Source organism: Catenulispora sp. MAP12-49 (genome assembly GCF_041262705.1).
In the GTDB taxonomy this organism is placed as follows: domain Bacteria; phylum Actinomycetota; class Actinomycetes; order Streptomycetales; family Catenulisporaceae; genus Catenulispora.
Window position 1 is genome coordinate 593,297 of record NZ_JBGCCP010000001.1, and the last position, 20,963, is coordinate 614,259.

Sequence of the window (20,963 nt, forward strand, 5' to 3'; positions counted from 1 at the left end):
GGCGATCGGATCAGGAGGCGTTGAACTTCACGGACATGATCGAGTCGCCGTACCGGCTGCCGTCGTCGTGGGCGCACTTTATGGTCTTGTCCGCGTTCGGCGCCGCCGGCAACGGCTTGGTGAACCAGATCAGCACGAAGCGGGTGGTCGTCGGCGCGTCGGCCTTCAGGGTGACCGTGGTGCTGCCGGGATCGGCCGAGGCGACCTTCGTGAAGTTCGCCGGGGGCTGGCCCCCGACCACGCCGGGCACCGAGGTGACCGAGGAGCCCGCGGCCCACATCTCCATCGCCGCACCCGCGGTGCCGATGGTCACCGTGGCGTTGGAGATGGACTTGGCCGCGCCCAGGTCGAAGATCAGGCCCGTGCTCTTGGGACTGCCGTTGTGCGTCGCGTAGGCCTGGCAGTACTGGTTGGTGACCCAGCCCTTGTCGGTGAGCTGGTTGTTCGGCAGGTAGCCCTTGCCCTCGCTGCCGTCGTCCTCGTCGTAGATCGAGACCGAGGTGGCGGTGATGTCCGAGCTCGCCGGAGCCTGGCTGGACCCCCCGGTGGAGGGCGGCGCCGAGGTCGAGTTCGTGCTGCCCGCGTTCTGGTTGCCCTTGTTCCCGCTGCCGCTGAACATCGTGTAGGCCAGCAGCGCCACGGCGACCACCGCGGCGACCGCGCCGACGACGATCAGCGTCGAGCTGTTGCGCCCGCCGTCGCCGCCGGAGCCCCGGGAACCGCCGTACCCTCCGCCGGAACCCCCGCCGCGCGGACGGTATTCGTCCTCGTCGTAGGAGCTCGGCCGCTGGGAGCCGCCGTGCCCGGAGCCGTGCGAGGCCGGACGCTGGGGCGCCGGCTGGTAGCTGGGGGCGACCTGCGGCATGGCGGTGGTGCGCGCGGCGGCCGCGGGCATGGCCGGCATGACAGTGGTCTGCTGGTGGCGCAGCGGCGCGGTCTGCGGCGTCGAGGGCAGCGGCGCCTCGTAGCGCGGGCGCGGCAGCTGGGCCAGGGCGTCGGCGACCTCGGTCGGGGTCTGGAACTGCGGGCCTGCCGGACCGTCGCCCAGGATGCGCAGGATCACCTCGTCCAGCTGCGGGGAGATCTCCGAGCGCAGCTCGCTCGGCGGGACCGGGTCCGGCTGCTGCGGGCGCTTGCCGGTGAGCAGCGCGTAGGCCAGCTCGCCGATGGCGCCCAGGTCGGTGGCCATCGGGTCGCGCGAGACCGTGCCGGTCAGGGCCGCGGCCAGGCACAGGTCGAGGATCTTCACCTCGCCGGTGTCGGTGCGCAGCACCGTCTTGGGGGACAGCCGCAGGTGGGCCAGGCCCTGCTCGTGGGCCTCGGTCATGGCCCGGGCCAGCTCGGTGGTGATCCGCACCGCCTCGGTGACCGGGACCGGGCCGCCGGACAGGACCTCGCCCAGGGTGTGGCCGTCGTGCAGCCACTCGGTGATGACGTAGTAGAGCCCGTCGTCGGGCACGGCGTCCAGGACCTGGACGAAGTGGTTGTCGGCCATCGCCGCGGCGGCCCGGGCGGCGGCCATGAAGGCCTCGGCCCGCGGCTGGTCCGAGCGCAGCAGGTGGATGCGGTTGGGACGGTTCAGCTTCTCGTCGGCGGCGAGCCAGGTGATGGCCGGGCCCGTGGTGTGCAGGACCCGCTCCAGGCGGTACCGGCCGTCGAGCCGGTCGCCCACGGTCACGCCCAGTGACAGGATCAGCGCCTCGGCGTCCGCGCCGACGCCGCCGTCCGGATCGGTGGTCTGGTCGGCTGCCACATGACTCCCTGGTCCGTGCATGCTCTGTGGCATGGTCTCGTCATCCCCGCCTCATGGTATTAGGTTTCGTGCCGTCCTCGTGGCGCGTTGTCCGACCCTCATCAGTGCAGACCGTTCAGAACCATGGGCGGTTGTATCCAAGAACGTGTCTCGATCGGTCGACACCGCGTAATCGCCAGGCGGCTACCTCCCCAACTTCGCGCGCACCGAGCCGAGCAGCTGCTCGACTTCTTCCACATGCATCAAGCGGGCGCACAGCACGAACAGGGTCGCGAGCATGCCACCGCCGACCGCGAGGGACACGGCGGAGCCCAGCCAACTCTGTCCGACCATACGGTTCACGTATAAAGCGACGATAAACGTCGCGCCGGCCGCGACCGCGGAGGCCCCGATCAGCCTGACGTAGGTCTGCATGATGCGCTTGCCGTCCAGGCCGCGCAGCCGCCGCTTGAGCTTCTGGGCGGTGATGGCCAGGCCCAGGCAGTAGGCGATGCCGTAGACCGAGCACATCGCGACCACCGCCCAGCGCTCCTCGCCGCCGCCCTTGAGGGCGTAGAACACCGCCGTGCTCAGCGCCACGTTGGCCGCCGAGATCCAGATGTTGATGGTGAACGGGCTCTTGGTGTCCTCGAAGGCGTAGAAGCCGCGCAGCATCAGGAACTGTGCCGAGAACGGGATCAGGCCCAGGCCGAACGCCGACAGCATGTAACCGATGATGTGCGCGTTGTCCAAGGACATGCCGCCGTGCTTGAACAGCACCACGGCGATCTGCGGGCCCAGGACCAGGAACGCGAAGGCGGCCGGCACGATCGCGACGCCGGTCACCCGCAGACCGTAGGAGATGTCGTCGCGGACCGAGGCCAGGTCGTTCTTCACCGCGGCGCGGCTCATCCGGGGCAGCAGGGCGGTGATCACCGAGACGGTGATCAGGGCCTGCGGCAGGCCCCAGATCATGTAGGCGTTGTTGTACGCCGCCACGCCCCAGTGCTCGAAGCCGTCGTTGTTGACGTTGGAGGCGTAGCGCATCACCACGGCCAGGCCGATCTGGTTCACCAGCACGAACAGCAGCGTCCACTTGGCCAGCGTGACCGCTTTGCCCAGGCCATGGCCGCGCCAGTCGAAGCGCAGCGTCAGGTTCATGCCGGCGGACTTGATGTACGGCAGCAGGGTCAGCGCCTGCACCGCGATGCCCAGCGTGACGCCCAGGCCCAGCAGCCGGACGTCGGCCGCCGGGATGGTCGAGGTGGTCAGGTCGCTGCTGCGGTTGATGTACCAGTAGGCGCCGGTGGAGCCGATGACCACGACGTTGGTCAGCACCGGCGTCCACATCATCGGCCCGAACCGGCCCTTGGCGTTGAGGATCTGGCCGAGCACCACGAACAGCCCCAGGAAGAAGATCTGCGGCATGAACATGCGGCCCAGGTCGATCGCCAGCTGCCGGTTGGAGCCCTTGAAGCTGGAGAACAGGTCGACCAGCTGCGGAGTGAACAGCTCGGTGACGATCGTCAGGACGAACACACCGGTCAGGACCAGCGTCAGCAGACGGCTGGCGTACGCCGAGCCGCCGTCGCGGTCGCGGTGCATCGAGCGCACCAGCTGCGGCACGAACACCGCGTTCAGCGCGCCGCCGATGATCAGGATGTACAGCATGTTCGGCAGGTTCAGGCCGATGGTGTAGGAGTTCGCGATACCGGCGGTGCCGATCGCGGCCACCAGCAGGAACTGCCGGACCAGCCCGGTCAGGCGGGAGGCCAGCGTGCCCAGGGCCATCAGCCGCGAGGCGCGGCTGATGCTGGGCTCGGCCGGCGCCTGCGGGCGGACCTCGGTCTGGGTGCGGTCGCGGACACCCTGCTCCCACGCGGCGCCCTCGCGGGTGCCCGGCCCGGTGCCGGCCGGGCCGCCGGGCCCGCGGGTCGCCGGGCCCTGCACCCGGCCCTTGCGTGGTGGTATCAGGGCTTCGAGGTTGCTGGGGTTCGCGCGGCGGGGCGCGACGGTCATCGTCGGGATCGGCGAGAGGTCCCAGCGGGTGGCGCTGACCGCGTCCTCGTACTCGTCGCGCCAGTCGCGCTCGGCGTCGTCCTCGTCGGCGCCCGCGCCCTGGGGCTCGCGCTCCTGCGGCCCGGCCTGCCAGGACGGCGGCTGCTGGTCGCCGCCGCGGCCCGGCACCTCGTCGCGGAACAGGGCGCGGCTGTCGTCGGTGGGCCGGCGGCCGTGGCTGCCGCCGTGGCCCGAATCGGTACCCGGGTTCGGCGGGCTCGGCTGCCAGGAGTCGGCCTGGGCCCGGCGCGGGTCGGCGCCGTGCGAGGGGGCGCCGTGGGAGGGAGCACCGTGCGCGGGGGTGCCGGCGAACTGGTCCGGGTGGCCGGGAGCCTGGCGCGGATCGGCCTGCCGCGGATCGGGCTGCCGGGCATCAGGCTGCCGCGGATCGGCCTGCCGGCCGGCCGGGGGCCCGGCGTACTGCTGCGGGCCGCGCGGGTCGGGCCGCTGTCCGCGCGAGGGCGCGCCGGAGTTCGGGTACTGGTCACCGCCGCGCGGCGGGTTCTGGCCGCCCTGGCGCGGGTCGCCGGCGTACGGATCCCGGCCGCCGCGAGGGTCCTGCGGGCCGGCGTACTGCTCGCGGTAGCCCGGGTGCTCGGCGTTGCCGGGGGTTCCGGGACGGCCCGGACCGGGGCGGCCCTGGTCGGGGCGCGGCTGGTTCGCCTGGTTCGGCTGCGGCGCCGGACCGGCCGGACCAGCCGGACCCTGGGGACGGCCCTGGGCGGCCCGGGGGTCCGGGTGCAGCGGACGGCCGGTCTGCGGGTCGAACCGCGGCTCCGACTGCGGCGTCCACGGCTGCTGAGGCGCGGGCCCGGGACCCTGGGAGTGACGAGGATCACTGCCCTGCGGTCCGCCCGGACCGGCCTGGGGAGCGCGCCGGGGCCGCTGGTCGTCGTCGTCGCGCGGCGGATCCGGGTGCCACAGACCACTGCCGTCGCTCGTCATCTCTCCAGCGCTCCCCGCGTCCGTGGTGTCCGTCGTCCGATCATTGTCGGTGTTTCAGCTTGCCATTGTGTCCTGTGCGGGGGCGTGATGGGTGCGCTTGGCGCGGTAGACGCGCAAACCGATCAGCAGGACCAGCAGGAAACCCGAGCCGATCATCAGACCCAGGGCGATGATCCCGATGCGGCTGACCTTCACCGTGACGAACGTGACGCTGCTGTCACCCTTCAACGGCGTGGACAGGTTCGCCGGATAATACGTGCAGTTCTCGTTGAGATCCTTGCAGGTGTACAGCGTCGCCTTAAGAGTGACCGGCTGTCCGTTACCCAGTGCCTGCACCGGGATACGGATAGTGGCCGACTGGCCCTTGTTGATGCTGTGCGGCCCCTGATCCGCGGAGACCTTGAGCTCCATGGTGTGCGCGCCGGTGTCCTGCGCGCGCAGGTAGATCGTGATCGGCGCGTCGGTGTCGTTCTTGATGGTGACCGGGACGGTCCCGCTCTTGCCGGACATGGTCAACGGCGGCGTCTGTGTGCCGAAGGACACCAGGCCGTGGTCGGTGACCACCGTGTCGTAGACCGTCTTGCCGTAGGCCGCGCCGCCGCCGTGGTTGCGCCACCAGGTCGCTATCGGCCGGAACGGGACCGAGGTGTCGTACTGCTGGTCCGCGATGACGGAGTGCAGCGCGTGGTAGAGCTGCTGGCTGTCCGAGGCCGAGTTCACGGCGGCGTCCGTCTGGTTCGCGGTGCTGATCCGGGTCAGCGTCGAAGCCTTCTCCGGCGTGGCCGGGGTGTTGTCGACGACCTGGCTCAGCGAGTCCAGGGCGAACCACTGGTCGGTGTTGGGTACGGCGTTGACGGCCTTGATCGCGTCGAGCAGTTCCTGCGGCGGGTCGAAGTCCCGCGGCGGCGTCACCACCAGGACGTGCGAGCCCTCGGTGGCCGCCAGCGCGGTCTGCGCGAGCCACTGCTGTCCGGCCAGGACCCCGGGGTTGCTCAGCGAGGGCGCGGCGGGCTTGGAGGGGTCGGTGAAGATGTTCGACAGGTAGTTGTCGTAAACGACCGTGTTCGGGCTGTTCGGCAGCGAGGCGTGGGCCGAGGGCCAGGTGGAGACCTGGTTCGAGCCGACCAGCGTGACCAGGTTCGGCACCTTGGCGCCGGCCAGGGCGGACAGCGTGGTCGCGTCGGCCTGGCCGTCGGAGGGCCAGGCGACCGTCGGGTTGCCGGGGCGGCAGCCGCCGGTGGCCGGCGCCTGCAGGCCCGCGGCAGAGGTCAGCAGGCTCCGGCCGGTCGGGGTGCGGGACAAGGTGTTCACATCCGGGTCGCCGTACAGCAGGCTCCAGCAGTTCTGCGCCTGCGCCGACGTGAGGATGGCGGAGGCCTGGTTGGCGAAACTCCCCGGATCGTTGCCGGAGTAGCCGGTCAGCTTGTTGTTGCTCTTGGGATCCGGGGCGAAGTAGCCGTTGACCAACTGGTTCGCGGTGGAGAGCACGTCGGGGTCGACCAGCCAGTTGACCGGCATGCCCGTGCCGGCCTGCATGATCTTGCTCAGGCGCCCGCCCGGCGCGTACTGCTGGGCCGTCGACTGGTCGGCCAGGATCGGCGCCTCGGAGGAGTTCGGCATCTTCTGCCCGGTGATCCCGGGCTGGCCCACGACCGGCCACATCAGCGCCACGCGGGCCTGCTGGGCGCCCGACATGTCCTTCGGTTTCCACACCAGGAAGGTGCGGTAGCCGCCGAGGAAGTCGCCGTTGTCGTCCGTCACGTCGAAGTCGAAGGCGTAGACGCCGGGGAAAGGAGTGCGGGAGCCGAACAGCTGCAACTCCGTCGGGGTCAGCGTCCAGGTCGCGGAGGCGTTGGGAGCCAGCCGGTCGGGGAGTTTCTTGCTCAGGTCCAGGTCGAAGCCCCGGCCCTCGGCCGAACCCATCGCCGAGCGGCTGCTCACCATGCTTCGCTGGACCCGCACAGTGAGGTTCTTCAGGGTGGTCGAGCCGGTGTTCTTCACTACACCGGAGAACGTCATGGTCTTCTTGGTGTCGGCGAAATTCGGAATCTGCGGCGAGACCTGGCCGATCCCGACCTCCACCGGCTGGGCGTCCGAGCGCGCCGCCGCGGCTTGGGCGTTGCCGGGCAGCAGGCTTACGGCGCCCACGAACAGCGCGAAGGCGGAGAGAGCGCGCAGGACTCGGCTGGTCACCTGACGAATCGTAGTCCGGCCCGGCCACCGCACCTCGACACGTAAACTCGGACACCATGCACACCGACCAGCAGCGACAGCCGGAACCGCAGCTTGACCAGGCACAGCGGGCGGCGGTAACAGAACTGCTACGAGTCGTGCCCGTGCTCGGCCAGCTCGCCGGCCGGTTCGCCGCCGCAGGTCACAGCCTGGCTCTGGTCGGCGGTCCGGTCCGGGACGCGCTGCTGGGCCGGCACAGCGACGATCTGGACTTCACCACCGACGCCCGGCCCGAGCAGGTGCTGCGGCTGGTGCAGGGCTGGGCCGAGGCGGTGTGGGACGTCGGCATCGCCTTCGGCACGGTCGGCGCGCAGAAGGACGGTGCGAAGCTGGAGATCACCACCTTCCGCTCCGAGGCCTACGACCGCGAGTCGCGCAAGCCCGAGGTGGCCTACGGCGACTCGATCCAGGACGACCTGTTCCGCCGCGACTTCACGGTGAACGCGATGGCCGTGCGGCTGACCGCCGACGCCGAGGACTTCGAGTTCGTCGACCCCTACGGCGGCCTGGCCGACCTCGACGCCGGCGTCCTGCGCACCCCGGGAACGCCGGAGATGTCCTTCTCCGACGACCCGCTGCGGATGATGCGCGCGGCCCGGTTCGCCGCGCAGCTCGGTTTCGACGTCGCGCCCGAGGTGCGCACGGCGATGACCGCGATGGCCGAGCGGCTGACCATCGTCAGCGCCGAGCGGGTGCAGGTCGAGCTCTCCAAGCTGCTGCTCGCCCCGGATCCGCGGGCCGGCCTGACGCTGCTGGTGGACACCGGCCTGGCCGAGTTCGTGCTGCCGGAACTGCCCAAACTGCGCCTGGAGGTCGACGAGCACCACCGGCACAAGGACGTCTACGAGCACACCCTGACGGTGCTGGAGCAGGCCATCGCCCTGGAGACGGACGGCCCGGACCTGATCCTGCGGCTGGCCGCGCTGCTGCACGACATCGGCAAGCCGAAGACTCGCCGCTTCGAGCCCGGCGGCGGTGTGTCGTTCCACCACCACGAGGTCGTGGGCGCGCACATGACGTCCTCGCGGCTGCGGAAACTGAAGTACAGCAAGGAGATCATCGACGACACCTCGCGGCTGGTGGAGCTGCATCTGCGGTTCCACGGCTACGGCGAGGCGGAGTGGACGGACAGCGCGGTGCGCCGATACGTGCGCGACGCGGGACCGCTTCTGGAGCGCCTGCACAAGCTGACGCGCTCGGACTGCACGACCCGCAACCGCCGCCGCGCCCTGATGCTGGAGCACGCCTACGACGATCTGGAACGCCGCATCGCCGAGCTGCGCGAGCAGGAGGAACTCGACTCGATCCGTCCGGACCTGGACGGCAACGAGATCATGCAGATCCTCGGGATCAAGCCGGGACCGGAGGTCGGGGCCGCGTACAAGCACCTGCTGGAGCTGCGCATGGACCGCGGCCCGCTGGATCACGACACGGCGGTCACGGAGCTGCGGTCCTGGTGGGCCGAGCGCGAAGCCGAGCTGAACCAGGCATAAGCGATTCCCGCCAGTAGGTACACAGCGACGGTCGCGTATAGCAGCGCCGTCGACTTCCCCGACGGCGGGAGCGTCGCGGCGGCCACAGCGGCCGCCGCGACGAACGCTCCGTTGAAGAGCATGTCGTAGAGCGAGAAAACCCGTCCTCTATAAGAGTCCTCCACATTGCGCTGCACTGTGGTGTCGGTACAGATCTTCTGTCCCTGCGCCAGGAATCCCAGGACCAGCGCGCCGATCAGCAGCGGGACCACGCGCCACCAGACAGCCGAGGCGGCCAGGGCGACCGCGGAGCCGATCAGGCAGACGGTGATCCAGGTGGAGAAGGCCAGGCGGCGCACGATCACCGGCGTGGCGAAGGCGGCGATGAAGTAGCCGACCCCGGTGACCGCGACCGCGGTGCCGAAGCCGCGCAGTCCGGCGTTGGTGTCGGTCGGGGCGTTGAAGGTGTTGCGGAACAACAGCAGGACCATGATGGTCGTCAGGCCGTAGCAGAAGCGGTTGGCGGTGATGGCGCCCAGGGCGGCGGCCGCGGGCTTGCGCCGCCTGAGATGCTCCAGCCCCTCCCTCAGCCCGCGCGCCACGACCTTCAGCTCGCTCCAGGTGGAGGTGTCGGGGTTCTCGTCCGGGCCCAGGGAGTCGCGGGGCATGGTGCGGGCCACCACACCGCCTGCCATATAGAGGACGGCGGCGACGACGAGGATGAGCGCGTTCGCGCTGTCCCCGGCTCCGACAAGAGCGCGAACCACGACTCCCACGGTGCCGCCGAGGGTCGCAGCGAGCGTCCCGGCCGTCGGCGAGACCGCGTTGGCGACGACGAGCCGTTCGTTGTCCACAGCCTGTGGAAGAGCGGCGGACAGTCCCGCGAGGATGAAGCGGTTGGCGCTGAGGACCGCCAGCGCCGAGACGTAGAAGAGGGGTCCGCTGTGCCCGGCGAGGACCTGGGCGGCCACCACCAGCACGAGCACCGCGCGCAGCAGGTTGGCGTACAGCAGCACCTGCCGGCGCCGCCAGCGGTCCAGGAACACGCCGGCGAACGGTCCGATGACCGTGAAGGGGATCAGGAGCAGCGCGAAGGCCTTCGCCACTTCGGCCGCCGTGGCCTCCTTCTCCGGGGAGAACACGACGAAGGCCGCCAGGGCCACCTGGAACACGCCGTCGCCGAACTGGCCGATCAGGCGGGTCGCGAACAGGCGCCGGAAGAGCCCGGACCTCAGCAACTCCCGGAGATCACTCACCTTCGAAGCGTAGTGCGCCGGGCGGCTCGGGCGCCTGTAGCCGGGGATCTACTTGGGGCTGTCGAGGCAGAGGGTCTTGGTGCGGTTCTTGTCCACGACGGACATCACGACCGCGGGGTAGGCGTCGCATCCGTTGCTGTCGCCGGTGCTCAGGACCGCGGCCACTTTGAAGGCCGCGCCGCCGTCGGTGCAGCCGACGGTCTTGAAGCTCCCGCCGGATGGGGCCGTGATGCAGTCTCCGGCCCGGGCCGGAGACGGTGCGGGGCGGTTGGCGTACCAGAGCACGGCGGCCAGGACCGCGACGACCGCGACCGCGCCGGTCAGCGCCGCTGCGCGGCTCCTCATTCCCCGAGGTCCAGCACGCGCGCGTGCAGCACCGTGCGCTGTTGGAGCGCGGCGCGCACGGCCCGGTGCAGGCCGTCCTCCAGGTAGTAGCCGCCGTGCCAGTGCACGACGTGCGCGAACAGGTCGCCGTAGAAGGTGGAGTCCTGGGACAGTAGGGCGTCCAGGTCCAGGTGGCGCTTGGTGGTGATGAGCTGGTCCAGGCGGATCTGGCGCGGGGCCACCTCGGCCCACTCCTTGAAGGAGCGTCCGTGGTCGGGGTAGGGCCGCCCTTCGCCGATGCGCTTGAAGATCACGGCACCAGGGTAGCCGGAGCGGCTCGGGGAGGCGGCTACCGATCGGCAAAGAGGACACAAAATCGTGACGGAACGGGGCCGGACTGTGATCTCCGTTCCTGCGGTGCTCGATCGTCCGGAGGTCACGACGCGAAAATCTTGTCCTGTCCTACGAACCTGTTCCGAGATCACGTGAGTCCAGACTGACGTGAGATCCCCCCACCCGTCACCCACTGCCACCCGTTATGGAGACGCTACGCGTCGCAAATTTGATCCCCGAAACCGTGCGGAACACCCGGACACGCGGGAGGAGTTCCGCGAGTTCGCGGTGGCCAGCCAGGGCCATCTGCGGCGGTCGGCGTACCTGCTCTGCGGTGACTGGCACTTCGCAGAGGACCTCGTCCAGATGGCCTTCGACCGCATCTACCGGCACTGGAACCGGGTCCGCGCCGCGGACAACCCCGGTGCCTATGCGCGGCAGGTGGTCTACCGGTGCTTCCTGGACTCCAGGAAGAGGCGCCTGGACGTGGTGCCCCTGGAGTACCTCCCTGAGAAGGCGTCGCCGGCGGAGCCGACCGAGACACGGCTCGCGGTCATGGAAGCGCTCAAGCAACTGCCGCCCCGTACCCGCGCCGTCGTGGTGCTCCGGTACTGGGAGGACATGAGCGTGGAGCAGACCGCGGGGATCCTCGACATCTCCCAGGGCGCGGTGAAGAGCATGGCCAGCCGGGGCCTCACGTTGTTGCGGGAGCCGCTGGCCGGGTTCGCCGGGACGTCGGGCCGATCGTGAGCAGGAGCGAGGAAGCAGACCTGACGATGAGTATCGAAGACAACGAACACGCCACTGACGTTACTGACGCCACGGTGCACGGTCTGCTCGGCACGGCTTTCGCCGAGTCCGAGCCGCCGTTGCGCGACCTCGCGAGCGGGTCCATCGCCCGCGGGGACGCCGCACGGCACCGGAACCGGATGGCCGCCGCGGGCGGGGCCACGCTCAGCGTGGTGGCCGTGCTCGGGACGTTCGCCCTGGTGGCCGGGGCGGGCCCGGCCAAGCACGGGCCGCCGAACCCGGCGAGCCCGGCGACCTCGCCCTCGACCTCGGCGAGCCCGACCAGGCCGCTGGGCTTCGGTCCGGTGCCGGGCGGGGTCGACAAGAATCTGGACATCAAGGAGCGTCTGCCCGCCTTGCTGCAGCCGTTGCTGCCGAGCGGGATCACGGCCGGGAAGGTGCCCCCGACCGAGCTTCCCGACGAAGGCCTGGCGACCGGCTTGCTGACCGGGCCCACCGGGACCAACCAGGTGCAGATGTGGGTCGGGACGGCCCCGGCCGACGACACCGCGGTCCGTCAGGCCACGTGCTCGGACGGCACCTGCACGAGCAGGAGCGTCGCGGGCGGGACCGTCTATTTCGACGACCACAGCACCACGGCGACGGACTACGTGCACGGGGCCGGTTACCCGGTGGACTCCGTCAAGGCGGGCACGGGCAAGACCATCGTGTTCAGAACACTGTCGATGGTCTTCGTCCCGACGGACCGCTCCAAGTACGCGTTCAGCATCACTGAGTCCGCCCACACCGCGCAGGTCCAGTACGCGGACCACGAGCCGTCGGACTTCGCGACCGGCGGCCAATGGCCGCCCGTCGTCGTCGGCACCGTGGTGGGCGAGGACCCGTCGGGGCCGCTGATGTCGCAGGACGATCTCGTCGCGACGCTCGGCAGGCCGGGCCTGGACAAGCTGGAGTCCCTGCTCGATCCGCGGACCGCGGTCTCGAAGGACACGCGGAACCGGATCGCGAGCACCGACGCGCAGATCGTCGGCGCGGCGCAGGCCGCCCTTCCGACCGGGGTGAAGGCCAGCGTCGACATGGGAATGACGCAGGCCCAGCTGATGGTCACCGGGCCGACCGGCAAGAACCAGCTGACGTGGTCGGTGGACCCCCAGACCGCGCAGAACCGGCAGCAGTCGCTGGGGTGGTGCCCGCCGAACGTCACGTGCACGAAGCGGACGGTCCCCGGCGGGACGCTGCTGGTCTGGGCCGAGAAGCCGATGGACAGCAAGGGGACGATCCTGGACCAGACGCCGTCCGGCTACCAGTACTGGCTCTTCCCCGACGACACCAGCAAGCCGGTGGCCTCCATGACGCTGGCGACGTCCGCGGAGCAGACCGGCCTGCCCGGCAAGTCCGAACCCGACCCCGGGAACACCTACTCGGTGAACAACGGGCCGTACGCGCCGGTCCAGGTGAGTGCGGACCAGTTCCTCGCGGTGGTCCAGAGCGGGCAGTTGGCGACCGCCATCACCACGACGAACGCGCTCCTGAAGACCCTCGACTAGGTTCTTCGCGTTCGTCGCCGCATATCCACAGTCATATCCACAGTGCCCGGGCCTTCCACGGTCCGGGCACTGTCGCGTCGTGAGACGCCGGTGAATCCGCTTTGCCGTTTCCGGGCCCGGCATGGTCAGCTCGAACCCATGCACCCGGTCACCGAAGACGCCATCCGAGCCAGCTTCGCCAACTGCTCCCAGGGCGAGGCCAAGCGCATCCCGATGCCCCGCGACCTGGCCGGGACCCCGTGGCCGGACCTCGACTTCCTCGGCTGGCGCGACCTCGGCGCGCAGGACCGCGCCTACCTGGTGACCCCGCGCGGGGACGGGCTGACCGGGGTCATGCTCCGAAGCGCCACGGCCCGCAAGGGCTTCCTGCGCCGCAACCTGTGCTCGCTGTGCCTGACCACCCATCCCGGCGGCGGCGTGTCGCTCATGACCGGCCGCAAGGCCGGGGACGCCGGCCGCCAGGGCAACTCCGTGGGGCTCTACCTGTGTTCGGACCTCGCGTGCTCGCTCTATATCCGCGGCACGAAGTCGCCCGGGGCTGCGGGCGACCGTATGGAGGAGACGCTCAACGTCGGGGAGCAACTGGGGCGCATGACCGGGAAGCTGGAGGAGTTCCTCGTGCGGCTCGGCGTATAGGGCATCGCGATGTAAGGCACCTGTGTCACTCGAAAGTGTGAAGTGCGGTCTGAAGTGCGCTCAGCGCCCGCGCTCCGTCCGCAACAACACGCCCTCGCCGTAGTCGAAGGACACCCCTTGCAGCGCCGGCGCCCGCCGCACCTCCACGAAACCCAGCGCCAGGTGCAGGTCGACCGAGGCGGGATTGGCCGCCGACACGAAGCACCAGACCTCCGGCGCGCCCTGACGCTCACCAACCCAGGCCATCCGCCACCGGGTCAGCGCGTCCCCGATCCCGCGCCGCCGCCATCGCGGAGCGACCGACACACCCATCAAGTAGTAGCCGCCGGGGGCCCCGTCGTCGGGATGCGGTGCGAGATGAATCACATTCCCGTACCCGGCGATCTCCCCGCCGACCCGCGCGGCCACGACCACGTTCCGCTCGCCCCGCAGCGTCGTCCCGATCCGGCCGGCCCAGTCCGCGACCGTGCCGCCACGCGCCCCGACCTGCAACGCGGCGAGTTCGCCGACGTCTTCCTCCGAGGCCCGGGCCAGCGTGACGGCCACCGAGGCCCGCCGATCCGCCGGCGCGGGCAGGTACTCCGCGAACGGTGACACCGCTTCCGACACGGCCGCTCCTCGGATCGGGGAAACGACAAAGGCCCGGACCTGGGGTCCGGGCCTTTGTGCGCCCGAGCTGGGCGAAAGCGGAGGATACGAGATTTGAACTCGTGAGGGGTTGCCCCCAACACGCTTTCCAAGCCGTTCGGGCGCAGTTCGGATCTTGGCACATGCTGCGTGACCTGCGCGGGGGTCAGTCGATCACGTCTCGGGCAGCCTTAGCCACCAGGCGAACCATGCTGAACTGCAACTGGAACTGCAACTACGGCGACGGCGCCGACCGATTCCGCCACGACGCCAAGCGGCTCATCGTCGGCCGGTTGAAGTCCCAAATCACCGATGGTCACGGCAGGCCACACCCTCAGTAGTTGGCGCTGCTGCTCAGTTTAGGAGACGCCGGCCGGCGCCGGATCCGTGGCGTGTCGAACCGTGCTGGCGTCTCTGCGGTCCCACGTTGTGCGCTGAGCGTCTGCGACCGCCGGCACGCCTCTTCTGGCCGGCGCCCAACAGGGCGGCGCTGCCAGTCAAGCGGGCATACACATTTGCACCCCTGGAATCAGAGGCAATTTCCAGGCATCGGGAAACCGTTCGGGTGCAGTTTGGATCTTGGCACATGCTGCGCAGCCCCGGTCACCAGGCGAACCGTGCTGAACTGCAACCACAGTCAAGGCGCCAGCCGGTTCCGCCAAGAAGTTCAGCGGCTGATCGTCGGCCAGTTGAAGTCCCAAATCACCGATGGTCACGACAGGCCACACCCTCAGTGGTCGGCGCTGCTGCTCGGTTTAGGAGACGCCGGCTGGCGCCGGATCCGTGGCGTGTCGAACCGTGCTGGCGTCTCTGCGGTCCCACGTTGTGCGCTGAGCGTCTGCGACCGCCGGCACGCCTCTTCTGGCCGGCGCCCAACAGGGCGGCGCTGCCAGTCAAGCGGGCATACACATTGCCACCCCTGCGTGTGACCGTTGGTGGGATCGCTTGACCTGTCTCGATGAACCCGGCCCGATTTCTCGCCGTCTGCTGCCGTTGCGACTAACAGATACGCCGCGGAGGGAAGTCGGCGCTGTTCTTGGGGCGGATGTAGTCAGCTGGGCCATAGTCCGGCCACAGACGGTAGGCACAGTTGTAGCAATCCGTGTACATGGGCCAGCGCTCCAGCGTGACCGGCTTGAACGTCGCGTCGTCCGGGATAGCCGTGCCGCAGTGAGTGACCTCACCGTTCAAGGTGATGTGGCGCTTGCTGGGCTTGTCGTACTCCACGCCGTCGCTCCACCGCTGCATCCGCTTGCTCCAGCTCACGGCACACATCTCGACTGAGGCTTCGTTGGCTGGCGGTGCCGTGTCTGGGATCTCTGACTGGGCCGTCGGCACTGGTACAGGTTCGAGTTGCGCGGCCGAGACGTCATACAGCGCTGTCGTCCAGATGTCGCCTTCCATCTCACGTTCAAGCCAGCCGGCGGGCGTCTGCCCAGGTAGGAGCCGAAGACCTGACGCCACCATCTGTGCAGCAGTGCGCAGATGCGTCGGCTGCTCCTGGATGCCGATCCGAACTCGAACGGGCACGACTTCTTGGGGGACCTCCGCCCCAGCTGCATAGCTCATGGCGCCGAGAGTCCCAGAAGGCTCTGACAACCCGTGCCCTTTCGGACACCTTGCGTTAGGAAGCTCGTTCGACCGTCCATCGGCCGAGCTGGTAACGCTCCAGGGTTTTTCCCGGCGTCGGGAAAAACACGCGACTGGACATCCAGGCCACGCAGATCCGGCGGTCGGGAGCGGTGAAGACGCGACGGGAGCGGGTCGCGGCACGTACGCTGGTAGTGAAGCGACTACGCCCGGAGCAGGAGGCACAGGATGACGGCTGAGACGACTGGAGCCCATCCGTTCCCGCACTACAAGCGTCGCTCAATCGACGACGTCCTCCGCGCAAAGCATGCGGCCCCCGTGAGGGACATCCACGAGCTGGCGGTCGACGGCGCCTTCGAGTCCGACGCGGAGGTCGAGGACTTCATCGCCTTCTACCGCTCGCAGCGCAAACTCAGCATCGAGGGCTAGTCGTTCCGTGGCCGCCATCGTCCTGGACACTGACGTGTCGTCGTTCATCATCAAGGACAAGTTGCCAGGCCCCGTCGCCGCCCAGTTGGCAGGCCACGAGCTGTGCATCACGTTCATCACCTACGGCGAGCTGACCCAGTGGGTTCGGCTACGCCTGTGGGGCACGCAGCGACAGGTGAAGCTGCGCGACTGGCTCACTGACCGGCCGCTCATCCACGGGGATATGGACGTGGCGACCGTGTGGGGCGAGATCTCTGCCCAGGCCATCAGGGATGGCCGGCCGCAGCCGACGAACGACAGTTGGATCGCCGCGGCGTGTCTTACCTACGACTTGCCGCTTGCGACGCTCAACGTCAAGGACTACACCTACTTCGCCGAGCGGCACGGTCTGCGGCTACTTGTTGCGTGAGCTTGCGACGTACTGCACCACCGTCGCGTCGTCATGCCGCTTGGTGCGAGGGAAGCGCGCGCCGGCAGGGTCCTCTGACTCAATCCGCCGGACCAAGGCGATGAGATCTGCGGGCCCGAGCTTGTCGAGCAGGTCTAGGTAGGCCGGCCATTCGTAGAGGCTCATTTGATCAACCGGGCGGGTCGCACCGTCGGAGAAGGCTGCCATCCGGCGCACCGTCGAGGTGGGATATGAACTCGTCATCGCCTGGTATGCAGCATCTGGATCACTCGCAGCGACCCACCATCCGTCTTCGCGATTCCGTGTCCTGGTCTGCGACTCGACCAGCCGAGCGAGAGCAGCCCGGTGCTCGGGAGTGTCGAACTGGAGCCCGGCTAGGGCGACGGGCTCCGGCGCGGAGTGCTGCTCAATCGCAAGGTCGCATGTGATCTTGGGCCCCTCGGCCGTTTCGACCACGACGGCGCAGTCCGACAACGCGAGCGTGTCGACGAAGTCAGTCCCGACGCGAAGGATCCCGATGGCAGCGCACGGCGTGCTCGGATCAGTGAGGTCGCAGGTGTCCTTGTGTAGCTCGGCAACGCCACGAATCCCCTGGGCGAGACCTTCGGTCAGCGGCCGACTGGGCGAGCCAGCGAGCGCCGCAACGGTCTGCGTTGCAAGCTGCTGGGCATACCAGGCGACTCCGTGACGACACCCGCGGAGTGGGACGCCGGCGCCGTCGACGACGACGGCGAGGTGGGGAGTGACAATGGCGAAGTCTTCGTTCGGGCGGCCAGGGGCTGCGTCGGTCGCGAGAGAGAACATGAAGTGCTAGGCACCACCATTCGAGCGTTCGACGGTTGCGAGCATGTCCCGGAACCGGAGGATCTCGGGCACCTTACCCCAGCGTGACACCATCGTGGGCACGGTACGCCGCAGGTCGCCGAGGGTGCGCGAGGATCCCGTCTCAAGTGCGATCGCGAGCGATTCCTCGGCAGCGGCGCATGCTGCCTCGGGTTGTTCGCCGAGCACGTAGGACTGGGTCAGCCTCGCCAGGTACTGGCCGCGGTCGCGGTGGTAGTCGGGTGGCAACGTGTCGAGGACGTCCTTGAAAGACTCGATAGCTTCGGGCGCCCGACCGAGCTCAAGGTGGCACTTGGCCTTCGAGATGCTCTCGTACAGCGGAATAGCGCAGTAGCGGGCCACTGTGGGGTCACCCTCGTAGACCTGGTCCGATTGCTCGACGAGCCCGGCAGCAAGGTCGAGCGCGCGGTCTGCTTCGCCGGCATTCGCTGCCAGCGCGTGGCCGTGGGCTTCGGTCAGGGCAGCGATGGCTCGAACCCGGATCGTCTCGGGTGTGGAATACCGCTGCACGGCAGCTGCGAGCCGAGCGGCGAAGGCACCGTCTCGGGCGCTGATTGCCCCTGCCGCTCGACGCATCATGGTGAAGGCCGCCATCACGTCGTCTCCCCCGGCCTGGGCCATCTCCAGGGACTTGCCACACCACGAAGCAGCGCCGTCAAGGTCTCCTGCGTCATGGCACAGCCAGCCAGCGAATTCGGCGTAGCCGGCTGCGAGGCGCAGGAGTTCAATCAGCACGTCGCCGTTCGCATCGCGCCGTAATGCCTCGATGGTCTCGAAGTGGTCGATGATCCCAGGAAGCATGACCCTGGGACCGAGGAGGTTGTCGGCGACGTATTGGTCTTGAAGGTGTTTCCGCAGGTATGACAGCGTCTCCGGCGTCAGGCGACGCCGCGCGCTCGCGGGCCTGAGGCCTGGGATGGCGGGCGGCTCGATCCGAATGGTCCGTACTTCCGTGGCGGACATCAGCTGCGAAGCTTCGCCAGTCTCTGCGGCTAGAAGGCCGAAGCGCGCTTTGACGTCATCTGTTGTCTGCGAAAGGGTGAGATCGAGAACCTGCTGGGTGGACATCTTCAGGACGACATCAGGCTCAGCCGCCCACTTCGCGACGCCCCGGGGGTTGAAGCCGAGGCGCGCCGCGAAATCTTCGTGCGTCATGCGCATCGCGACTCGAAGCGCTTGTGCCAAGCGGCCGGTCCAGACCCCGACGATTTCCACGCCTGATTCACCCCCGATCACATGTCTCGGGTCGAGCGTACAGAACCCATCACGCTCCGTGTAGTGGGTACTGGGGCGCTATAGGTGCGGCTATGTGAGGTCTTCGTGGGCCCAAGAACGAGTTTCACGGTTGAGTTCCGTGACCTTGGTTTCGACGACATCGGGGTCGACGACTTCGCCGCCATCGAGCGCAGCAACGCGATGCGAGACGCCGACCACTTCCTCGGTGAGGACTTCCTGAACCGCGCTCACCCAGTTCGCCATGCGTGCCACCGACTGGGTCAGTTCGCTGACCTGTGATCTGAGGAGCTCGACGTCGTTGCTCTCGGGCTTGATGTCCGGGAGGGCCTGGACGAATGTGCCCTTGCCTGGATACGCCACGAGGTAGCCGGCCCTTTGGAGGTCCTGGACGACCGGCATGACGGTCATCTCGGCGACCTCGTACTGCTTGGAGAGGTTTCGCATCGATGGGAACCGCTGGCCAACGGCGAACTCTCCCGACCGAAGCCGCGTAAGCAGGTCGTCAAGGATCTGCTCCTTGAGCGGTGTCGGCGAGTTGCGGTCGATGGGCATGCGGTCATCTTCCCACGGCCACCTAGCCCTCACTAGGGCGCTGAAGAGTGTGCCCTTGACAGTCGGAGCACCCTAGAGCACTCTAGGTGCAGTAGGGCAAGTTAGAGCGACTGAAGCAACTCAGTGAACTCAAGCAAATCAGTGAACGGGTACATGCGCGGCTAGTGCAGTGCCAGTACATGCCCAGTACATGGTTGCGCGACGTTCATGCGAGTTCACTGATCTCAGCAGCTCAGACACCTACAGCAGCTAGAGAACAGCCCTGAACGAAAGAGGTCCTGGCGGGGTGCCACCCACCAGGACCGGAGTGCACCAACCCCACCCGTCAAGGAGAGCATCGATGCACGACGAGAGTACCTCTGTGCTGGGCGAAAACGGCCCGTACCGCCTTACGGAGGCGGCTGTCGCGACGCTCCACACGCCGGAGAAGCCCCTGCACGTGGCCGAGGTCGCTGAGCTGTTGGACGTCGACCCCACCACCATCTACCGCGCCATCAAGGCCGGCGACCTGAAGGCGTTGCGCATCGGCCGCGGCCGGGGCACGATCCGCATCCCCGTCGAGGCCTTCGCTGAGTACCAGGCTGGCCTCTACGCCGCCGCGGTCGAGGACGTGGCGGCATGAGCCGGGTCGTCATCACCACGTTCGGCGTGCTGCACGGTGAGCCGCCGGAGGGCAATGCCCTGTCGGTGGACCTGCGTACGGCGCTGCGGAACCCGCACGACGACCCGGGCATGCGGTTCAAGACCGGCCTGGACGCCGTGGTGTTCGACCACGTGATGGCCACGCCGGGCGCGATGGAGATCGTGGACGACACGGTGGCCCGCGTCCTGGCGCTGTTCGACCACGTGTCGGACCCGCAGGGTCTGGACTTGCCGGTTCATGTGTTCTGCAAGGGTGGCCGGCACCGTTCGGTGGCGATCGCCGAGGCGACCGCGGCCCGGCTGCGGGCTCAGGGCGTGCCGGTCGCGGTGGTCCACCGCGACATCGACAAGCCGGTGGTGCAGAAGATCCCGACTTCGCAGGGCGGATCGTCGCTGTGGGCCGGCTTCGCTGCCGACGGGGCCAGCGGGAACGTGCCACTGGCGCGGTCGCTGCGGACCCTGGCGGCGTTCATCGACCGTCACGCGGAGCTGGGTTCGGCGACGGTCACGTTCGTCGGCGCACGCGGCAACATCACCATCGGCTTCTTCGGCACCGAGCTGGACATGGAGGAGCGTGCCGCGGCGGTGCAGCTGCTGGCCGACGCCCTGGACACGCCGCTGGACACGCAGGTCTACGACGACGGCCAGGTGATCCTGCACGCCCACAAGCTGGTCGCCGGCAACCGCCACATCAGCATCGACGCGCCGGTGGCCCGCAGCGAGCAGGACCCCAGCAACGCCGCCAAGGCGGTGTCCCGGTGACCGTGCTGGCGATCCTCGGCGTGGTCGTGGCGGTGGTGTTGGTCATCGCCCGTGAGCGGCGGATCTACAAGGCCAACAAGGCGTTCAAGGCCCAGGCCGTGTACCAGGTGACGCCGCCCGGGCCGCGCTGGTGGCAGGTGCTGCCGGCCAACGTCATCTACGCGGCGCTGATCGTGGCGATGGTGCTGGCGCTGGTGCGGCTGGCCAAGACCGACGACACCACGCCCGGCCCGACCGGGCCGCTGGACGGCACGACCGACGGGCTCAGCCCGGCCGGGCCCACGTCCTCTCACTCTTCTCCGTCGAATTCTTCAGTCCCGAAGGGGGCTTCCCGATGACCGGACCCGAGCACTACGCGATGGCCTCGCGCCTGTTGGCGCTGGTCGCCAACGTCACCGCGGACTACTCCGACGCGCCGCACGACGCCGAGCAGGTGGCGCTGTGGACGCAGATGGCCACGCTGCACATGGATGCCGCCCGCATCGCGCTGACGGCCGAGAACCAGATCACCTCCGACCTGAGCAGCAACGAGCGGCGCCCCATGACGGCGTCCTGGCTGCGCGTGCTGGACCCGAAGGCGGTCTGAGC

20 protein-coding genes are annotated in these 20,963 nt (G+C 68.8%); 9 read left to right on the plus strand and 11 right to left on the minus strand.

Features of this window, described 5'->3' with window-relative positions:
- Positions 1 to 10: 10 nt before the first annotated feature.
- The 3 genes from ABIA35_RS02690 to ABIA35_RS02700 form a co-directional block, all read right to left on the minus strand.
- Positions 11 to 1,753: a protein kinase family protein gene (locus ABIA35_RS02690; protein ID WP_370340973.1), complete on the minus strand. Its 1,743-nt coding sequence runs from the start codon at positions 1,751 to 1,753 to the stop codon at positions 11 to 13.
- Between the two features lie 183 nt (positions 1,754 to 1,936).
- The gene (murJ, locus tag ABIA35_RS02695) at positions 1,937 to 4,735 is read right to left on the minus strand and encodes a murein biosynthesis integral membrane protein MurJ (protein ID WP_370356375.1); all 2,799 of its coding nucleotides are present in this window, start codon (positions 4,733 to 4,735) and stop codon (positions 1,937 to 1,939) included.
- Between the two features lie 54 nt (positions 4,736 to 4,789).
- A complete protein-coding gene (locus tag ABIA35_RS02700; RefSeq protein WP_370356377.1) occupies positions 4,790 to 6,928 on the minus strand; it encodes a hypothetical protein in 2,139 nt (712 codons plus the stop codon).
- A 56-nt stretch (positions 6,929 to 6,984) separates the two neighbouring features.
- On the opposite strand from ABIA35_RS02700, the gene ABIA35_RS02705 reads away from it, so the two are divergent.
- Positions 6,985 to 8,460 carry a CCA tRNA nucleotidyltransferase gene (locus ABIA35_RS02705; protein ID WP_370340976.1) on the plus strand — a complete coding sequence of 492 codons (1,476 nt, stop codon included), beginning with the start codon at positions 6,985 to 6,987 and terminating at the stop codon, positions 8,458 to 8,460.
- On the opposite strand, the gene ABIA35_RS02710 is transcribed toward ABIA35_RS02705, so the two are convergent.
- Genes ABIA35_RS02710 through ABIA35_RS02720 form a run of 3 tightly spaced genes read right to left on the minus strand, consistent with a single transcriptional unit; the run spans position 8,391 to position 10,333 of the window.
- Positions 8,391 to 9,695, minus strand: a complete 1,305-nt coding sequence (locus tag ABIA35_RS02710; protein WP_370356379.1) for an MFS transporter — start codon at positions 9,693 to 9,695, stop codon at positions 8,391 to 8,393. The genes ABIA35_RS02705 and ABIA35_RS02710 overlap by 70 nt on opposite strands.
- Before the next feature lie 48 nt (positions 9,696 to 9,743).
- Entirely contained in the window at positions 9,744 to 10,040 is a 297-nt protein-coding gene (locus ABIA35_RS02715; RefSeq protein WP_370340978.1) for a hypothetical protein, read from the minus strand.
- Entirely contained in the window at positions 10,037 to 10,333 is a 297-nt protein-coding gene (locus tag ABIA35_RS02720) for a type II toxin-antitoxin system VapB family antitoxin (RefSeq protein WP_370340979.1), read from the minus strand. Before ABIA35_RS02720 ends, ABIA35_RS02715 begins: the two co-directional genes overlap by 4 nt.
- A 187-nt stretch (positions 10,334 to 10,520) precedes the next feature.
- Between ABIA35_RS02720 and ABIA35_RS02725 the strand changes: the two genes are divergently transcribed.
- The 3 genes from ABIA35_RS02725 (at position 10,521) to ABIA35_RS02735 (ending at position 13,285) form a co-directional block, all read left to right on the plus strand.
- Positions 10,521 to 11,102, plus strand: a complete 582-nt coding sequence (locus ABIA35_RS02725) for a SigE family RNA polymerase sigma factor (RefSeq protein ID WP_370340980.1) — start codon at positions 10,521 to 10,523, stop codon at positions 11,100 to 11,102.
- A gap of 26 nt (positions 11,103 to 11,128) precedes the next feature.
- On the plus strand, positions 11,129 to 12,649 hold the full coding sequence (locus tag ABIA35_RS02730) for a hypothetical protein (protein ID WP_370340981.1): 1,521 nt from the start codon (positions 11,129 to 11,131) through the stop codon (positions 12,647 to 12,649).
- 138 nt (positions 12,650 to 12,787) lie between these two features.
- Positions 12,788 to 13,285 (plus strand): FBP domain-containing protein, encoded by a 498-nt coding sequence (locus tag ABIA35_RS02735; RefSeq protein ID WP_370340982.1) that lies wholly within the window; start codon positions 12,788 to 12,790, stop codon positions 13,283 to 13,285.
- A gap of 60 nt (positions 13,286 to 13,345) precedes the next feature.
- Here the strand turns inward: ABIA35_RS02735 and ABIA35_RS02740 are convergent, their stop codons facing one another.
- Both ABIA35_RS02740 and ABIA35_RS02745 read right to left on the minus strand, forming a co-directional pair.
- Complete coding sequence (locus tag ABIA35_RS02740) at positions 13,346 to 13,894, minus strand: N-acetyltransferase family protein (protein ID WP_370340983.1); 549 nt, start codon at positions 13,892 to 13,894, stop codon at positions 13,346 to 13,348.
- A 1,017-nt stretch (positions 13,895 to 14,911) separates the two neighbouring features.
- A complete protein-coding gene (locus tag ABIA35_RS02745) occupies positions 14,912 to 15,481 on the minus strand; it encodes a hypothetical protein (protein ID WP_370356381.1) in 570 nt (189 codons plus the stop codon).
- 457 nt (positions 15,482 to 15,938) lie between these two features.
- Here ABIA35_RS02745 and ABIA35_RS02750 point away from each other — a divergent pair, with 457 nt between their 5' ends.
- Positions 15,939 to 16,340: a type II toxin-antitoxin system VapC family toxin gene (locus ABIA35_RS02750; protein ID WP_370356382.1), complete on the plus strand. Its 402-nt coding sequence runs from the start codon at positions 15,939 to 15,941 to the stop codon at positions 16,338 to 16,340.
- Here the strand turns inward: ABIA35_RS02750 and ABIA35_RS02755 are convergent.
- The 3 genes from ABIA35_RS02755 to ABIA35_RS02765 form a co-directional block, all read right to left on the minus strand.
- Positions 16,326 to 17,144: an integrase gene (locus tag ABIA35_RS02755; protein WP_370356384.1), complete on the minus strand. Its 819-nt coding sequence runs from the start codon at positions 17,142 to 17,144 to the stop codon at positions 16,326 to 16,328. The two genes, ABIA35_RS02750 and ABIA35_RS02755, sit on opposite strands and share 15 nt — an antisense overlap.
- A gap of 6 nt (positions 17,145 to 17,150) precedes the next feature.
- Positions 17,151 to 18,398, minus strand: coding sequence for a hypothetical protein (locus tag ABIA35_RS02760; RefSeq protein ID WP_370356386.1), 1,248 nt, complete (start codon positions 18,396 to 18,398; stop codon positions 17,151 to 17,153).
- Between the two features lie 90 nt (positions 18,399 to 18,488).
- Positions 18,489 to 18,971, minus strand: coding sequence for a GntR family transcriptional regulator (locus ABIA35_RS02765; RefSeq protein WP_370356387.1), 483 nt, complete (start codon positions 18,969 to 18,971; stop codon positions 18,489 to 18,491).
- A 340-nt stretch (positions 18,972 to 19,311) separates the two neighbouring features.
- Between ABIA35_RS02765 and ABIA35_RS02770 the strand changes: the two genes are divergently transcribed.
- From ABIA35_RS02770 to ABIA35_RS02785, 4 genes are read left to right on the plus strand one after another with little or no spacing between them, the layout of a single operon-like run.
- On the plus strand, positions 19,312 to 19,593 hold the full coding sequence (locus ABIA35_RS02770) for a helix-turn-helix domain-containing protein (RefSeq protein WP_370356389.1): 282 nt from the start codon (positions 19,312 to 19,314) through the stop codon (positions 19,591 to 19,593).
- A complete protein-coding gene (locus ABIA35_RS02775) occupies positions 19,590 to 20,375 on the plus strand; it encodes an RNase adapter RapZ (protein ID WP_370356391.1) in 786 nt (261 codons plus the stop codon). The genes ABIA35_RS02770 and ABIA35_RS02775 overlap by 4 nt, the downstream gene beginning before the upstream one ends.
- On the plus strand, positions 20,372 to 20,713 hold the full coding sequence (locus ABIA35_RS02780; protein ID WP_370356393.1) for a hypothetical protein: 342 nt from the start codon (positions 20,372 to 20,374) through the stop codon (positions 20,711 to 20,713). The genes ABIA35_RS02775 and ABIA35_RS02780 overlap by 4 nt, the downstream gene beginning before the upstream one ends.
- Positions 20,710 to 20,961, plus strand: coding sequence for a hypothetical protein (locus ABIA35_RS02785; RefSeq protein WP_370356395.1), 252 nt, complete (start codon positions 20,710 to 20,712; stop codon positions 20,959 to 20,961). Before ABIA35_RS02780 ends, ABIA35_RS02785 begins: the two co-directional genes overlap by 4 nt.
- The last annotated feature ends 2 nt before the right edge of the window (positions 20,962 to 20,963 follow it).

Coding starts and splice junctions, on each gene's coding strand:
- ABIA35_RS02745 (WP_370356381.1), bottom strand. CDS start 15,481: ATGAGCTATGCAGCTGGGGCGGAGGTCCCCCAAGAAGTCGTGCCCGTT.
- ABIA35_RS02735 (WP_370340982.1), top strand. CDS start 12,788: ATGCACCCGGTCACCGAAGACGCCATCCGAGCCAGCTTCGCCAACTGC.
- ABIA35_RS02785 (WP_370356395.1), top strand. CDS start 20,710: ATGACCGGACCCGAGCACTACGCGATGGCCTCGCGCCTGTTGGCGCTG.
- ABIA35_RS02755 (WP_370356384.1), bottom strand. CDS start 17,144: ATGTTCTCTCTCGCGACCGACGCAGCCCCTGGCCGCCCGAACGAAGAC.
- ABIA35_RS02705 (WP_370340976.1), top strand. CDS start 6,985: ATGCACACCGACCAGCAGCGACAGCCGGAACCGCAGCTTGACCAGGCA.
- murJ (WP_370356375.1), bottom strand. CDS start 4,735: ATGACGAGCGACGGCAGTGGTCTGTGGCACCCGGATCCGCCGCGCGAC.
- ABIA35_RS02730 (WP_370340981.1), top strand. CDS start 11,129: ATGAGTATCGAAGACAACGAACACGCCACTGACGTTACTGACGCCACG.
- ABIA35_RS02765 (WP_370356387.1), bottom strand. CDS start 18,971: ATGCCCATCGACCGCAACTCGCCGACACCGCTCAAGGAGCAGATCCTT.
- ABIA35_RS02775 (WP_370356391.1), top strand. CDS start 19,590: ATGAGCCGGGTCGTCATCACCACGTTCGGCGTGCTGCACGGTGAGCCG.
- ABIA35_RS02715 (WP_370340978.1), bottom strand. CDS start 10,040: ATGAGGAGCCGCGCAGCGGCGCTGACCGGCGCGGTCGCGGTCGTCGCG.
- ABIA35_RS02770 (WP_370356389.1), top strand. CDS start 19,312: ATGCACGACGAGAGTACCTCTGTGCTGGGCGAAAACGGCCCGTACCGC.